The organism is Brevibacterium aurantiacum, assembly GCF_003932995.1.
GTDB lineage: Bacteria > Actinomycetota > Actinomycetes > Actinomycetales > Brevibacteriaceae > Brevibacterium > Brevibacterium aurantiacum.
On record NZ_CP025333.1, the window covers coordinates 1,987,104 to 2,001,239 of the forward strand.

Consider the following 14,136-nt stretch of genomic DNA (forward strand, 5'->3'; position numbering starts at 1 on the left):
TCCTCGTAGGATTCCCAACAGACGAAAGGACACCCGTGGAACCAGAGGAATACTGCCGACTCATCCTCGCTTCGGCTCCCCAGCGCACCGAAGAGACGATTCCCACCATGTCAGGCCATGGCAGAATCGCCGCGGAAGACGTGATCGCCGATTCCCCCATACCCGGCTTCGCCACCTCGGCGATGGACGGCTTTGCACTCGACGAGTCGGCTCTGACCAGTGCCCGGACCGGCGCCGAGGTGGATGTGAGCGGTGACATCCCCGCCGGTGCCAGGCCCGTGGACATCACACCGGGGACCGCGGTGCGGGTGATGACCGGGGCCCAGGTGCCCGCCACCGCCGAGGTGGTCGTTCCCGTCGAGTACACCGATGCCGAACGCACGGGGCCGGCCCCGGACCGAATCCGCATCTCCTCCTGGCCCAAGGGCGCGCGACCAGGCTGGAACATCAGAGCAGTGGGGGAGGACACCGGGAGCGGAGATACCGTCATCACCGCCGGTGAGGTGATCAACTCCGCCGGTGTGGGCACGCTGGCGATGATGGGACGCGAGACCATCCGCGTGCGCCGGTCGCTGACCATCGGTCTCATCGTCACCGGAGATGAGCTGGTCACCGATTCCGCCACCTCGTCGCAGCCATTCATCCACAACTCGAACCTGCCCATGCTCAGTTCCGCGATCGCCGCTGCCGGCGCGATCCCCGTCGAACGCAGCTGCGGTGACGACCCGGCAGCCTTTCGACAGATCGTCGACGAACTGCGCGACAGCGTTGACCTGATCATCACCACCGGCGGAATCAGCGCCGGTGCCTTCGAGGTCGTCAGACAGGAACTGGGCGATGAACATTCGACGTTCCTGCGTCTGTCGATGCGACCGGGTGGGCCGCAGGGGCACGGACGCATCGCCGGCGTACCGCTGCTGCATTTCCCGGGCACACCGACAGGGGCCTTTCTGTCCTTCCACCTCTTCGCACGTTCGGTCATCGCTGCGCGGCCCCTCGCATCGAGGTGGAGGAAGGCCGTGTACAACGGTCCCGAAATCACGGGCCACAGCACAGCGGTCAGCCTGGTGCCGGGTCGTTTCACCGCTGGGGGAGAGATCGCAGCGTTCGACCGGTCACGACTGCGAGACTTCGCCGGGGCCGAGGTCATCATCCGGGTCCCTCGAGCGCCCGAGGCCATTCGCCACGGTGAGGTCATCACGGTCCTTGACTGCTGAAGCAAACTAGACTGGGACACATGTCAGGCAAAACCCTCAGCTCCGCGGACACAGCACGCTATGCCCGTCAGATCCGCCTCAGCGGCTTCGGACCACAGGCCCAATCCGCGCTCCTGGATTCCCATGTGCTCGTCATCGGCGCAGGAGGACTCGGGGCACCAGTCCTCACCTACCTGGCAGCCGCCGGAGTCGGACACATCAGCATCATCGACCCCGACACAGTGGAACTGAGCAACCTGCACCGCCAATTCATCCACTCCGAGACAGGTGTAGGGCAGCGGAAGGTCGAATCCGCGAAACATCGGCTGGGCGAGCTGAATTCCGCCATCGACATCACCACCCACCCGGTGCTGCTGACGCCGGACAACGCCCTCGAACTCATCGGTGCTGCCGACATCGTCATCGACGGAAGCGACAACTTCGCGACCAGATACCTAGCCAACGACGCCTGCGAGATTCTGGAGAAGCCCCTCGTCTGGGGCACGATTCTCGGATTCGACGGCCAGGTTGCCGTCTTCGACACGAGGCAGGGAGCGACTCTGCGCGACCTCTACCCCGTCGTACCAGCACCCGGGTCGGTCCCGGACTGTGCAACAGCCGGTGTCCTCGGCGCACTGTGCGGAAGTATCGGTGCTGCCATGGCGATGGAGACGATCAAGGTCCTCACCGGCATCGGCACCCCGCTCTGCAACGCGGTCTCCATCCACAGCAGCCTCGACGCCAGCTGGGAGACCGTGCCGGTCGGACGGATACCGAACCGCCAGCCGATCACGGACCTGGAGAGCCACCTCGGCGACTACGGTGACACACTCGGCAGCCATGGTGATGAGAGCGCAGCCGGGACGTCCGAGGGGACGGATCCGAGCGTGACATGGGCGTCGCTGGCACCCGGCACGCACCTCGTCGACATCAGAGACGACGACGAGGTCTCGGCGGGCATGGTCCCGGGAGCCCAGCACATACCGATGGACGCTCTGCTGGAGGATTCCGGGCAGCTCGCCGGACACGAGCAGGTCGCACTCTACTGCCGCTCGGGCGTGCGGTCGTCACGGGCGTGCGCCCAACTGCGCGCGCAGGGTACTGAGGTCAGCTCGGTCTCCGGGGGATACCTCGCATACCTGTCACTGCCGCACTGACAAACTCAGCCGAACTGGCGACATCGGCAATACGGAACCAGCCGGTCTCAGCCGCCTGCGAAGGGCGGGAGAACGTCGACGGTGTCACCCTCGCTCAGGGGCGCTTGCGGGTCTGTGGCGGCGACCGCATTGACGAGGAAGCTCGAACGGGAGATGACTGTTGTCGCCTCGGTGCTGGCGTCCTTCGTCAGGGTCGTCATCAGCTCGTCGATGGTTGACGCTGCCGCGGTCGATTCCTTGGTTCCGAAGGCCTCTCGTGCGGCGGCGAAGAAGCGGACTCTGATCTGGGGCACTTATCCTCCGATGGCGCTCATGGGACGTTGGGGCTGTTCGAAGCTTTCGGAATCCATGCCGTGTCCGGCCAGTTTCTTCCAATGCGCGCCCTTCCACAGGTTCGCGATCGCCTCATCGTCGGCACCACCGCGCATCGCGGAGAGCAGATCCACCTCCGTGTGCGAGAACAGGCAGGTCCGCACCCGTCCCTCTGCCGTCAGACGGGTGCGGGTGCAGTCGGCACAGAAAGGCCGGGTCACCGAGGCGATGATGCCGACGTCGCCGATGATCGTGTCCGGATCGTTCCTGCTCGCAACCAGGAACTTCTCCGCTGGCGCACCGTTGCGCGGTGCGGAGTCGGGAGTGAGGACGAAATCGGGTTCGAGCAGGGCGAAGATGTCAGCGGCCGTGATCATGGTGCCGCGTTCCCAGGAATGCCCGGCGTCGAGCGGCATCTGTTCGATGAAGCGCAGCTTGAGCCCGCGCTCCAGGCACCAGGCCAGCAGTTCGGGAGCCTGATGGTCGTTGACGCCTGGCAGCAGAACGGCGTTGATCTTCACCGGATCCATACCGGCGGCCTGGGCGCCCTTGATCCCGTCGAGCACCCGGTTGAGGAACGGGCGGCGAGTGATCGTCGCGAACGTCTCCGGATCGACAGTGTCGAGAGAGACATTGATGCGGTCAAGGCCCGCGTCCCGCAGCTTCGGCGCCCGCTTGTCGAGGCCGATCGCGTTCGTGGTCAGTGCGATATTGGGGCGGGGCTCAAGGGCGGCGACACCGGCGATGATGTCGGTGACGTCTTTTCGGGTCAGCGGTTCGCCACCGGTGAATCGGACCTGGTCGACGCCGAACTTCTCGACGCCGATGCGCACGAAGCGGATGATCTCATCGGCTGTCATGGCCGCATCGCGGGACATGAACTCCACACCCTCCTCGGGCATGCAGTAGCTGCAGCGCAGATTGCAGAAGTCGGTCAGTGAGATGCGCATATCGCGGGCACGTCGACCGAAGGTGTCCAGGAGCGAATCCTCCTGATGGGCTGTGAACGTCTCGCCCGGATCCACTGTCGGGGTTCTCAGAACGGGTGTGGGCAGGCTGATCTTGCGCATTCTGCCATCCTCCTTGATCAACTTCTTCGTTATCATCGTCCCATGACTACCGCCATCATGCATCGTCGTCGTGTCCTCGACACGATCGGCCCGCTGCTTCAATCGCAGACGATTCCGATCGGCGAACTCCTCGATACACCTCGTCGCCTGAGCACCACTTTGAGCTCACCGATCGATGTTCCCGGCTTCGACAACTCCAGCATGGACGGATATGCCGTCGCCGCCACCACGCTTCGCGATGCGAAGCAGAGTCACGCCACCGACGACAATGGTAGACCACAGACAGTCTACGGCCCCATTCCGGTCCACGGCCGGGTTGCGGCTGGAGCCCGTGGCAGCGAGGTGGCGGCCGGAACCGCAGTGGAGATCATGACCGGGGCTCCGCTGCCTGCCGGCACCGACACGGTGATCAAGATCGAGGACACCCACCCCGGGCGCTTCGAATCCCCGGAGATCACCATCACCCTGCCGGCCACGGATGCAGGCGCTGAGCCGGGCGCCTTCGTCCGCTCGCGCGGCAGCGACGTTGCTGCCGGATCCACAGTGCTCAGCGCCGGAGTGATGCTCACGCCGGCCCACCTCGGCGTCGCTGCCGCCTGCGGAATCACCGAACTCGAGGTTCAAACCCTGCCGCGCGTGCTCATCGTGAGCACAGGGGATGAGATCACCGCCGCTGCCGCAGCCGGAATCCACGACGCGAACTCGATCACCCTGGGGGCCAGCCTGCGCCGCCTCGGCGCCGAAACGACCCTCCTCACCGTGCCCGACGATCCCCAGGCTCTGCTCGACGCAGTCAGAGCAGCCGACTGCGAGCTCGTCGTCTCGACCGGCGGGATCTCGAAAGGCGCCCACGAGGTCGTCAAGCTCGCCGCCGAACTCGACGAAGGCTCGAGCATGGTCTTCGAACCCATCGCCATGCAGCCCGGCGGGCCGCAGGGATGCGGACGCCTCGCCGACACCGCATGGGTGGCACTGCCCGGCAATCCCGTCAGCGCCCTGATCAGCTTTGAGATGTTCATTCGCCCTGCACTGCTGGGTCTGGACGTCGATGAGGAACCTCGCGAAACGGAATACCACCGGCTGCTCGGTGGCCTGGACGAGGCTCCGCCCAGCGGAAAGCTGCAGGTGCGGCGTGCCGTGATGGGCCCCGACGGCCTTGAGCTCGTCGGCGGTACCCGCTCGCATCTGCTCCACAACTATGCTCAGAGTTCGCATCTGGTCTTCATCCCGCCAACCGATTCAGGTGCGCACACGAATGAGCTCGCCCCCGGCGCAGACGATAGGCTGAAGACGTGGAAGATCACATGACACTCACGCACATCGACGACGACGGCGCCGCCCATATGGTCGACGTCGGAGACAAGGACGTGACCAAACGTCGCGCCGTCGCCACCGCACTTATCACCACCCGGAGCGAGGTGATCGACATGATCGCCGAAGCGGGCCTGCCCAAGGGCGATGCCCTGCCCGTGGCCCGTATCGCCGCAGTCATGGGCGCCAAACGCACCAGTGACCTGATTCCACTGTGCCACCCGCTGCCGCTGACGGGCATCGATGTCGACTTCGAACTCCTCGACGACGCCGTTCGCATCACGGGCGCGGTCAAGACCGTGTCGAAGACGGGTGTCGAGATGGAGGCGCTGACCGCAGTGTCCATCGCCGCCCTGACCATCTTCGACATGATCAAGGCCGTCGACAACCAGGCGATCATCGGCGACATCAAGGTCATCGAGAAGTCCGGTGGCCGCAGCGGCGATTGGAGCCGGGACACATGAGCGTCATCCACACCGACGTCGTCGAGACCCCGATCAGCACCGCCGCACTTGAGGCGGATGTCCTCGATGACACCTGCGGTGCTGTGGTCAGCTTCTCCGGTGTCATCCGCGACCACGACGAGGGTCGCGGGGTCCATCGACTGACCTATGAATCCCATCCGGTGGCAAGCGCGCAGATCGCCGAGGTGGCCGCTGAGATCGCAGCCAAACACCCGGCCGTACGTCTGTCCGTCGTCCATCGCGTCGGTGCCCTCGAGATCGGAGATGTGGCCTTGGCCGCGGTCGTCGCCTCACCACATCGCCACGACTCCTTCGCCGCCTGCTCCGAGCTGGTCGACGAGGTCAAGGCGCGTGTGGCGATCTGGAAGCACCAGTTCTTCGCCGACGGTGAGGACGAGTGGGTCGGGGCTCTCGAATGACCGAACTGCGCATCAACGACGCGGCCCGGTTCCTCGGAGTCAGCGACGACACCATCCGCCGCTGGATCAGCGACGGGAAACTCACCCAGCACAAGGACGCCTCCAACCGGGCAGTCGTCGAGGGGCGGGAACTGGCTGCCCTGGCACAGACGGGTTCAGGTGCCCTCGAGGATCCGACGGGTGTCGTCAGCTCCGCCCGCAACCGATTCGCCGGTCTCGTCACCGACGTCGTCATCGACGGCGTGATGGCCCAGGTCAGCCTCCAGTGCGGCCCGTTCCGGGTTGTGTCGCTGATGTCGGCTGAGGCCTGCCGGCAGCTCGAACTAGAGCCAGGCAGCCTGGCCACCGCCTCGGTGAAGGCCACAATGGTCTCCATCGACTCCCCGGGTACTCGCTGAAAACTGCTCACCGGCTGCTTTTCTCCGGGACCGAGGCTGTTTAAGAAAAAGCAACATCAGTTCCGCAAACACTGAGTCAGATTAGCCATTTACGCGCAGATGCGGGTTTAATGGGCGAATGAAGTATTTGTCTGCAGCCTGCATCGTCGCAGTGCTCTCACTGACCGCCTGTTCTTCCGGGACAGAATCAGACTCGGAATCGGGGGAGAAGACGACGTTGACCGTCTTCGCCGCAGCGTCTCTGACCGAGGTGTTCGAAGACATTGCGGAAGACTTCACCAAGACAGAGACAGGCGTCGACGTGAAGTTCTCCTTCGCAGGATCCTCAGACCTGGTCGCCCAGATCTCCGAAGGAGCGCCGGCAGACGTCATCGCAACCGCCGATGAAACAACCATGGACACACTCGCAGCGGATGACCTGTTGGCCGGAGAACCATCGAACTTCGCATCGAACACGCTGACTCTGGCCGTCCCCGAAGGCAATCCAGGAGACATCTCCTCATCGCAGGACTTCGCCGGTAAGGATCTCGTCGTCTGCGCCCCGCAGGTGCCCTGCGGGGCCGCGACCCAGAAATGGGCGAAGCAGAACGCTGTCACACTTGACCCTGCCAGCGAGGAGAACTCCGTCACCGATGTGCTCGGCAAGGTCAGCGCAGGGCAGGCCGACGCCGGCATCGTCTATGTCACCGACGTGGCACGTGCCGACGGCGATGTCGAAGAGGTCGAACTCGACGGAGCCGATAAGGTCATCAACAAGTACCCTGCGGCCACTGTCGACGCCAGCGAGAACAAGGACGCGGCCGATGCATTCGTGACATTCCTGCAGTCAGACGTGGCAGCGAAAAGACTCAAAGACGCAGGATTCTCGACCCCATGACAGAACATTCCCGAGGGCACTCCTCGCAGACCACCGTGATGAGATGACGGTGCGCAGATGACGAAGACGCGCAGACGGAACGCCCATCCGGCGATACCGGTGTGGCTATGGATCCCCGCAGTTCTCGGCATCGCCTTCCTCCTGGTCCCGATCATCGGGCTGGTCGCACGCATCGATCCGGGCCACCTCGGCGAGGTCATCCTGGCACCTGAATCACGGCTGGCGATGGGGCTGTCGCTGCTGACTGCTCTGATTGCGGCCCTGTGCTGTGTGGTCATCGGATTTCCGTTGGGATACCTGCTCGCGACGCGCACCTTTCGCGGGCAGCGAGTCGTGCGCACCCTCATCCTGCTTCCGCTCGTGCTGCCTCCGGTCGTCAGCGGTCTGGCGCTGCTCTACACCTGGGGGAGAACCGCGACACTCGGATCCCTGCTCACGGACATGGGACTCGGGCTGGCCTACACATCCGCGGCAGTGGTCTTCGCCCAGATCTTCGTCGCTCTGCCGTTCATGGTCATGTCCGTCGAAACTGCCGTCGCCGCACGCGGACATGACTTCGAACTTGCCGCCGCTGAGCTCGGTGCCGCACCCAACCGGGTGTTCTTCCACATCACCCTTCCGCTGCTGCGGCAGGGGATCATGACCGGCGCCATCCTCTGCTTCGCTCGAGCGCTGGGGGAGTTCGGTGCCACCCTGACCTTTGCCGGCTCCCTCTCCGGGGTCACCCGAACGATGCCGCTGCAGATCTACCTGGTCCGCGAAACCGACCCACAGTCTGCCATCGCCCTGTCCCTGCTCCTGATTGTCGTCGCCTTGGTCATCATCGTCCTCGCCTATCGTTCCCCTCACGCCCCCAGACTCCGGGCACCCAAACCCCACGAACCGCAGTCGACGACACGCTCGGTCAATGAGACGCTGCCAGCCGGTGAACCCCTGCCCGTTGACGGTCTCGGGCCGACGACGGCGAGCGCAGCCACGATCCGCCTCAGAGCATCCGTTCCCGATCGTGGCCTTGACATCGACCTGTCGATTCCCGGCTCGTCGACGACGGCGATGATCGGCCGGAACGGGGCAGGCAAGTCGAGCCTGTTCCAGCTGATGACCGGCGCCATCCCCGCCGACTCAGGCTCCCTGCACATCGGGAAGGACACCATCTTCGACATCGCGGACGGCAGCTGGCCGCCTGTCCACTCGCGCGGAATCGTCCACCTCGCACAGACACCTCTCCTATTCCCGCATCTGAATGTGATCGACAACGTTGCCTTCGGGCTCAAGGCCCAAGGACTCACCACCACGGAAGCACGCTCCCGTGCGCAGGACATGCTCACCAGGCTCGGAGTCGGCCACTGCTCCGGTCGGGCACCAGAGGCAGTCTCTGGTGGACAGGCGGCCAGGATCGCATTGGCCAGGGCCCTTGTCGTCGATCCGAAGCTGTTGCTGCTCGACGAGCCCCTGGCTGCTCTCGACGTCGACGTCAAGGTCGAAACCCGGCGAGTTCTGGCACAGGCTCTCGCTGGCCGCAGCGCCGTCATCATCACGCATGACGCCGCCGATGTCACCGTTCTGGCGACCACCCTGGTGCACATCGACTCCGGGTCTGTGGCCACCGTGGCACCGGTGGAGCAGATCGGGCAGCGTATCTCCGACGCAGGCCCAGACATGCCAGGTCACGAGTTCCTGACCAGTTTTTGCGCCACGGACGCAGAAGGAATAATGTGCATTACGACACAGTAGTTACTTTGAAACTGCACTAAGGAGCACAGCGTCGTGGCAGAACTTTCCTATTCCTCAGGACCATCCGAGACACCTCTGCTGGGGCAGACAATTCCCGCAAATCTGAAGGCCACAGTTGCCGCACATGCCCAAGAGCTGGCGCTGGTGGATCGGCATTCCGAGCGGCGGTGGACCTATGCCGAGTTCGACCGCGACACCGACGCCTTGGCGATCGGACTGCTTGAGCGCGGAGTGAAGAAGGGCGAGCGGGTCGGAATCTGGGCGCAGAACGTCGCCGAATGGGCTCTCGTCCAATACGCCACTGCGAAGATCGGCGCGATCCTCGTCAACGTCAATCCTTCCTACCGCAGTCACGAGCTCGAATACGTCGCCGAGCAGTCGGGCATGTCGATGCTCATCTCCCAGATCTCGGCACCTCCGCACTCGGACTTCCATGCGATCGCGACCGAGGTTGCCGGCAAAGTGGCGGGCCTCGAACTGGTCTTCATCGACACGGTTCCTCCCGACCTCCTCGGCGATGCGGTGATCGGCGAACGCGAATCCTTCGCTCACCTGATCGGAACCGGTCGTGACCTGCTCGACGACGGCGCAGCCAAGTACTCGGTGCGGCTGGAGAAGCTTGCGGGCGAACTGGCGATGGACGATCCGATCAACATTCAGTACACCTCGGGCACCACAGGTTTCCCCAAAGGGGTGACGCTGAGCCATCACAACATCCTCAACAACGGCTTCTTCATCGGAGAGCTGCTGTCGTACTCTGCGAAGGACTCTGTCGTCCTGCCGGTTCCGTACTACCACTGCTTTGGCATGGTCATCGGAAACCTCGCGGCTCTCAGCCACGGCGCGGCCATCATTCTGCCCTCGCCCGGATTCGACCCGGGTGCGGCGCTGAGCGCAGTTTCAGAGGAGAAGGCGACCTCGCTCTACGGGGTGCCGACGATGTTCATCGGCGAACTCGAGCATCCGGACTTCTCGAGCTACGACCTCAGCTCGCTGCGTACCGGCGTCATGGCCGGCTCTCCCTGCCCGGTCGAGATCATGAAGCGCGTCATTTCCGATATGAATATGGACGAGGTCGCCATCTGCTACGGCATGACGGAGACCTCGCCGGTGTCCATGATGACCCGCGTCGACGACACCCTCGAAGCCCGCACTCAGACCGTCGGCCGCGTCATGCCCCACCTCGAGATCAAGATCGCCGACCCGGTCACCGGGCAAGCTGTCCCGCGCGGACAGAAGGGCGAACTGTGCACCCGCGGCTACGCGGTCATGCTCGGGTACTGGGAAAATCAGGAGAAGACCGCCGAGGCGATCGATGCATCCCGGTGGATCCACACCGGTGATCTGGGCATCATGGACGATAACGGCTACGTCGACATCTCCGGACGGATCAAGGATATGGTCATCCGCGGCGGAGAGAACGTCTACCCCCGTGAGGTCGAAGAGTTCCTCTACCACCATCCGTCGATCAGGGACGTCCAAGTCGTTGGGGTCGCCGACGAGAAGTACGGTGAAGAGCTCATGGCCTGGGCCATCCTCAAAGACGGCTTCGACTCTTTGACCGCAGCGGAGGTCAGGGAATTCTGCAACGGCAAACTCGCCCATTTCAAGATCCCGCGCTACGTGGAGGTCCGAGAGTCATTCCCGATGACCGTGTCGGGCAAGATCCGCAAGATCGAGCTGCGTGAAGAAGGCGAGAAGATCATCCAGAAGACGAGCCTCGTCTGAGGAATCGGTGCGATAGTCCTCGGTGAGGGCCGCACCTGCACGTCCGTGAAAGACTGCAACCGACGATTGGCCCAGGTCACAAGTCGGTTGCAGTTTTTCTGGCAAGCCTCCACGTTTTTCATGTGAGACCTTTATTCACTGAGATCAACTCTTATGAGAGCTGAATCACAACCGTTGGTGTCCGTCACAGATGTTGAGAAACACTACGGTGATTTTCACGCCCTGAAGCACATCAACCTCAACATCAAAGAACGCGAAGTCGTCGTCGTCATCGGTCCCTCCGGCTCCGGCAAATCGACCCTGTGTCGGACGATCAACCGTTTGGAGACCATCACCTCCGGTTCGATCACGATCGACGGGAAGGAACTTCCTGCGGAAGGCGCAGCTCTGGCGCACCTGCGCTCGGACGTGGGAATGGTCTTCCAGGCCTTCAACCTCTTCGCCCACAAGACGATCCTGGAAAACGTCACACTCGGACCGATCAAGGTCCGCAAACTGTCCAAAGCCGAAGCCGAACAACAGGCCATGGCCCTGCTCGAACGCGTCGGGGTCGCTCACCAAGCCGACAAATACCCCGCACAGCTTTCGGGCGGGCAGCAGCAGCGAGTCGCCATCGCCCGTTCATTGGCGATGAAACCGAAGGTGATGCTCTTCGATGAGCCCACCTCGGCGCTGGATCCGGAGATGATCAACGAAGTCCTCGACGTCATGGTCGGACTCGCCGAAGAAGGCATGACCATGGTGGTCGTGACCCACGAGATGGGCTTCGCCAGAAAAGCCGCACACCGGGTCGTCTTCATGGCCGATGGGGAGATCGTCGAGGTCGCCGAGCCCGAAGAGTTCTTCACCAACCCCCAGACCCCACGCGCCAAGGACTTCCTGTCCAAGATCCTCACCCGCTGATCGCAGCGAACGAAGTCGTTCGTCACCGCACAGTCCTGCACCACCTCACACAGCACCACACTCACAAGGAGAAACGATGAAGAAGCTCAGACTCTCAATCGCATCTGTCGCGATCGGACTGCTCGCACTCAGCGGTTGCGGCCAAGGTGGAACCCCTGATGCTCCTGCCGAGGGCGACGGCGCCCAGGCGGAAGCACCCGAATACACCGTCAACGACAGCGCCGATTTCAAAGACTCCAAGACCTGGAAGGCCGCCAAAGACGCCGGCGAGCTGAAGGTCGGCGTCAAGTACGATCAGCCGGGACTCGGCAACGTCAAGGCCGGATCCGAACAGCCCGAAGGCTTCGACATCGAAATCGCGAAGATGGTGGCCGCGCAGCTGGGCTTCAGCCCAGACCAGATCAAATACACCGAGACCGTCTCTGCCAACCGTGAGCCCTTCCTGCAGCAGGGCAACATCGACATGGTCGTGGCTACCTACACCATCAACGACGAACGCAAGAAGGTCGTTGACTTCGCCGGACCGTACTACGTTGCCGGTCAGGACCTGCTCGTCGCCGAAGATTCCGACATCGCCGGCCCCGACGATCTGGACGGCAAGAAGGTCTGCTCGGTGGACGGTTCGACACCGGCACAGAACATCGAAGAGAAATACGACAAGGCAGAGCTCGTGGCCTATGACACCTACTCGAAGTGTGTCACTGACCTGCAGTCGGGTTCCGTTGACGCGGTGACCACCGGCGACGCGATCCTGCGTGGCTACGCAAAGCAGTACGAAGGCGAGTTCAAGGTCGTCGGCAAGCCCTTCACCGAAGAGCCCTACGGTGTTGGTCTGCCCAAGGGTGATGACGCGATGCGCGATGCTGTCAACGATGCCCTGCAGAAGGGCATGGACGACGGGGACTGGAAGAAGGCATTCGAATACACCCTCGGCTCCGCCGATGATGTCGAAATGCCTGAAATCGACCGCTACTGACCAGCCTTCAGATTGACATGATGCGAGGGCACCCAACGGTGCCCTCGCATCGATTAAGGAATCTGGAATGGATTTTCTGCAACTTCTCGAGATGTTCCTCTCAGGCATCTGGGGCACCGTCAAACTCTTCACCGTCGCCCTGATCGGCGCCCTCGTACTGGGCACGATCCTGGCCGGAATGCGCGTCTCACCGACACCGGTCCTGCGGATCGCGGCTTCGACCTACATCAACGTCGTCAGGAACACACCGCTGACGCTGGTGATGTTCTTCTGTGCCTTCGGACTGCCGTTCCTCGACATCCGCTTCGGCTCGACCAGCTCCTTCAACTCCTTCAACTCCTTCATCTACGCAACGCTGGCGCTCACTGCCTATACGGCATGCTTCGTCGCCGAGACTCTCAGGTCGGGCATCTCGACGATTCCCGTCGGCCAAGCCGAAGCAGCTCGGGCCGTCGGGCTCACGTTCGGCCAGACCCTGAGCCAGGTCATTCTGCCTCAGGCGTTTCGCACCGTCATCCCGCCTCTGGGCAGCGTCATCATCGCGCTGCTGAAGAACACCTCGATCGCCTCGGCGTTCAACAACCGTGAACTCATCTCGGCCATGCGCAATGCCATCGAGGTCCGGGGCGACCTGGCGATCCCGCTGCTGTTCGGGACCGCTCTTGCCTACCTGATCTTGGCGCTGATCCTGGGTCGCGTCTTCGACTACCTCGAGAGGAAACTGGTGATCCTGCGATGAGCGCACCGACACAGGTCCTGTTCGACGAACCCGGTCCCAAGGCTCGTCGCAACAACATCATCCTCTCGATCGTCTCGGCCCTTGTGCTGGCCGGACTCATCGCCTTCATCATCTGGAAGTTCGCCGACGCCGGACAGCTGGACGCGGCGAAATGGTATCCATTCACGTTCTCCCAGATTCAGCTGGTCCTGCTCCAAGGCATGGCCGCAACCCTTAAGGTCGCGGTCGTCGCCTCCCTGCTGGCTCTGGTCGTCGGAGTCGTATTCGCGCTGCTGCGGCTCTCGAGCAAGAAGGTCATCTCGGTACCGGGAACCATCGTCCTCGAGTTCTTCCGCGGAGTCCCTGTCCTGCTGCTGATCTTTGCGATGTTCCTCATCTTCGGAAACACCATCGGAGCATTCTGGTCAGTCGTCATCGGCCTGACACTCTACAACGGGATGGTTCTGGCCGAGATCATCCGTGCCGGTATCCTCGCCGTTCCGAAGGGTCAGCGAGAAGCCGCCATGGCCATCGGTCTGCGCCCGGGACAGGTGATGAGCCTGGTGCTCATGCCGCAGGCGCTGCGTGCCATGATGCCTACGATCATCGCCCAGATCGTCGTGCTGCTCAAGGACTCGGCCCTGGGCTTCATCGTCACCTATCAGGACCTGCTGTACCAGGTGAATCTCATCGGCCGTGAGTACAACAATCTGCTCCCGACATTCCTCGTCGGTGCCGTGCTCTTCATCATCATCAACATGATCGTCGCCGGCATCGCCCGGTGGTTGGAGAAGCGTCTCCAGCGAAAGGCCACCGCTCCCGTCGGAGCGGAAGGCCTGTCGGCGAAGACTGTCGCATAGACGAGCTGAGACG

General features: G+C 63.0%; 15 protein-coding genes. 13 read left to right on the forward strand and 2 right to left on the reverse strand.

The annotated features are described in order from the left end of the window. Positions 1-35 precede the first annotated feature (35 nt). On the forward strand, positions 36-1,217 hold the full coding sequence (locus tag CXR25_RS09220) for a molybdopterin molybdotransferase MoeA (protein ID WP_096160816.1): 1,182 nt from the start codon (positions 36-38) through the stop codon (positions 1,215-1,217). A gap of 20 nt (positions 1,218-1,237) precedes the next feature. Next, a complete protein-coding gene (locus CXR25_RS09225; RefSeq protein ID WP_096158705.1) occupies positions 1,238-2,353 on the forward strand; it encodes a ThiF family adenylyltransferase in 1,116 nt (371 codons plus the stop codon). 47 nt (positions 2,354-2,400) lie between these two features. On the opposite strand, the gene CXR25_RS09230 is transcribed toward CXR25_RS09225, so the two are convergent. Continuing rightward, positions 2,401-2,646, reverse strand: a complete 246-nt coding sequence (locus CXR25_RS09230; protein ID WP_009882448.1) for a MoaD/ThiS family protein — start codon at positions 2,644-2,646, stop codon at positions 2,401-2,403. After that, complete coding sequence (gene moaA / locus CXR25_RS09235) at positions 2,647-3,735, reverse strand: GTP 3',8-cyclase MoaA (RefSeq protein ID WP_096158706.1); 1,089 nt, start codon at positions 3,733-3,735, stop codon at positions 2,647-2,649. A gap of 42 nt (positions 3,736-3,777) precedes the next feature. Between moaA and CXR25_RS09240 the strand changes: the two genes are divergently transcribed. The 11 genes from CXR25_RS09240 (at position 3,778) to CXR25_RS09290 (ending at position 14,123) form a co-directional block, all read left to right on the forward strand. Continuing rightward, positions 3,778-5,043 (forward strand): molybdopterin molybdotransferase MoeA, encoded by a 1,266-nt coding sequence (locus tag CXR25_RS09240; protein ID WP_226839038.1) that lies wholly within the window; start codon positions 3,778-3,780, stop codon positions 5,041-5,043. Beyond that, entirely contained in the window at positions 5,040-5,510 is a 471-nt protein-coding gene (gene moaC / locus CXR25_RS09245; protein WP_009882445.1) for a cyclic pyranopterin monophosphate synthase MoaC, read from the forward strand. The genes CXR25_RS09240 and moaC overlap by 4 nt, the downstream gene beginning before the upstream one ends. Further along, a complete protein-coding gene (locus CXR25_RS09250; RefSeq protein ID WP_114320296.1) occupies positions 5,507-5,929 on the forward strand; it encodes a molybdenum cofactor biosynthesis protein MoaE in 423 nt (140 codons plus the stop codon). Before moaC ends, CXR25_RS09250 begins: the two co-directional genes overlap by 4 nt. Next, positions 5,926-6,327: a TOBE domain-containing protein gene (locus CXR25_RS09255; protein WP_096145519.1), complete on the forward strand. Its 402-nt coding sequence runs from the start codon at positions 5,926-5,928 to the stop codon at positions 6,325-6,327. Before CXR25_RS09250 ends, CXR25_RS09255 begins: the two co-directional genes overlap by 4 nt. Before the next feature lie 118 nt (positions 6,328-6,445). Further along, positions 6,446-7,204, forward strand: a complete 759-nt coding sequence (gene modA, locus CXR25_RS09260) for a molybdate ABC transporter substrate-binding protein (RefSeq protein WP_035278442.1) — start codon at positions 6,446-6,448, stop codon at positions 7,202-7,204. 57 nt (positions 7,205-7,261) lie between these two features. Next, the gene (locus tag CXR25_RS09265; RefSeq protein ID WP_009882440.1) at positions 7,262-8,938 is read left to right on the forward strand and encodes an ABC transporter permease; all 1,677 of its coding nucleotides are present in this window, start codon (positions 7,262-7,264) and stop codon (positions 8,936-8,938) included. A 33-nt stretch (positions 8,939-8,971) separates the two neighbouring features. After that, positions 8,972-10,666 (forward strand): AMP-binding protein, encoded by a 1,695-nt coding sequence (locus CXR25_RS09270; protein ID WP_125240531.1) that lies wholly within the window; start codon positions 8,972-8,974, stop codon positions 10,664-10,666. 153 nt (positions 10,667-10,819) lie between these two features. After that, on the forward strand, positions 10,820-11,569 hold the full coding sequence (locus tag CXR25_RS09275; RefSeq protein WP_050773352.1) for an amino acid ABC transporter ATP-binding protein: 750 nt from the start codon (positions 10,820-10,822) through the stop codon (positions 11,567-11,569). Between the two features lie 76 nt (positions 11,570-11,645). Then, entirely contained in the window at positions 11,646-12,545 is a 900-nt protein-coding gene (locus tag CXR25_RS09280) for a glutamate ABC transporter substrate-binding protein (RefSeq protein WP_125240532.1), read from the forward strand. Positions 12,546-12,612: 67 nt separating this feature from the next. Continuing rightward, entirely contained in the window at positions 12,613-13,284 is a 672-nt protein-coding gene (locus tag CXR25_RS09285; RefSeq protein ID WP_114385010.1) for an amino acid ABC transporter permease, read from the forward strand. Then, the gene (locus CXR25_RS09290; RefSeq protein WP_009882432.1) at positions 13,281-14,123 is read left to right on the forward strand and encodes an amino acid ABC transporter permease; all 843 of its coding nucleotides are present in this window, start codon (positions 13,281-13,283) and stop codon (positions 14,121-14,123) included. The genes CXR25_RS09285 and CXR25_RS09290 overlap by 4 nt, the downstream gene beginning before the upstream one ends. The last annotated feature ends 13 nt before the right edge of the window (positions 14,124-14,136 follow it).

What these genes read in the sequence shown, in the direction of transcription:
- CXR25_RS09275 (WP_050773352.1), top strand. Translation starts at nt 10,820, where the DNA reads ATGAGAGCTGAATCACAACCGTTGGTGTCCGTCACAGATGTTGAGAAA.
- moaA (WP_096158706.1), bottom strand. Translation starts at nt 3,735, where the DNA reads ATGCGCAAGATCAGCCTGCCCACACCCGTTCTGAGAACCCCGACAGTG.
- CXR25_RS09290 (WP_009882432.1), top strand. Translation starts at nt 13,281, where the DNA reads ATGAGCGCACCGACACAGGTCCTGTTCGACGAACCCGGTCCCAAGGCT.
- CXR25_RS09265 (WP_009882440.1), top strand. Translation starts at nt 7,262, where the DNA reads ATGACGAAGACGCGCAGACGGAACGCCCATCCGGCGATACCGGTGTGG.
- moaC (WP_009882445.1), top strand. Translation starts at nt 5,040, where the DNA reads ATGACACTCACGCACATCGACGACGACGGCGCCGCCCATATGGTCGAC.
- modA (WP_035278442.1), top strand. Translation starts at nt 6,446, where the DNA reads ATGAAGTATTTGTCTGCAGCCTGCATCGTCGCAGTGCTCTCACTGACC.
- CXR25_RS09285 (WP_114385010.1), top strand. Translation starts at nt 12,613, where the DNA reads ATGGATTTTCTGCAACTTCTCGAGATGTTCCTCTCAGGCATCTGGGGC.
- CXR25_RS09280 (WP_125240532.1), top strand. Translation starts at nt 11,646, where the DNA reads ATGAAGAAGCTCAGACTCTCAATCGCATCTGTCGCGATCGGACTGCTC.
- CXR25_RS09225 (WP_096158705.1), top strand. Translation starts at nt 1,238, where the DNA reads ATGTCAGGCAAAACCCTCAGCTCCGCGGACACAGCACGCTATGCCCGT.
- CXR25_RS09240 (WP_226839038.1), top strand. Translation starts at nt 3,778, where the DNA reads ATGACTACCGCCATCATGCATCGTCGTCGTGTCCTCGACACGATCGGC.
- CXR25_RS09250 (WP_114320296.1), top strand. Translation starts at nt 5,507, where the DNA reads ATGAGCGTCATCCACACCGACGTCGTCGAGACCCCGATCAGCACCGCC.
- CXR25_RS09255 (WP_096145519.1), top strand. Translation starts at nt 5,926, where the DNA reads ATGACCGAACTGCGCATCAACGACGCGGCCCGGTTCCTCGGAGTCAGC.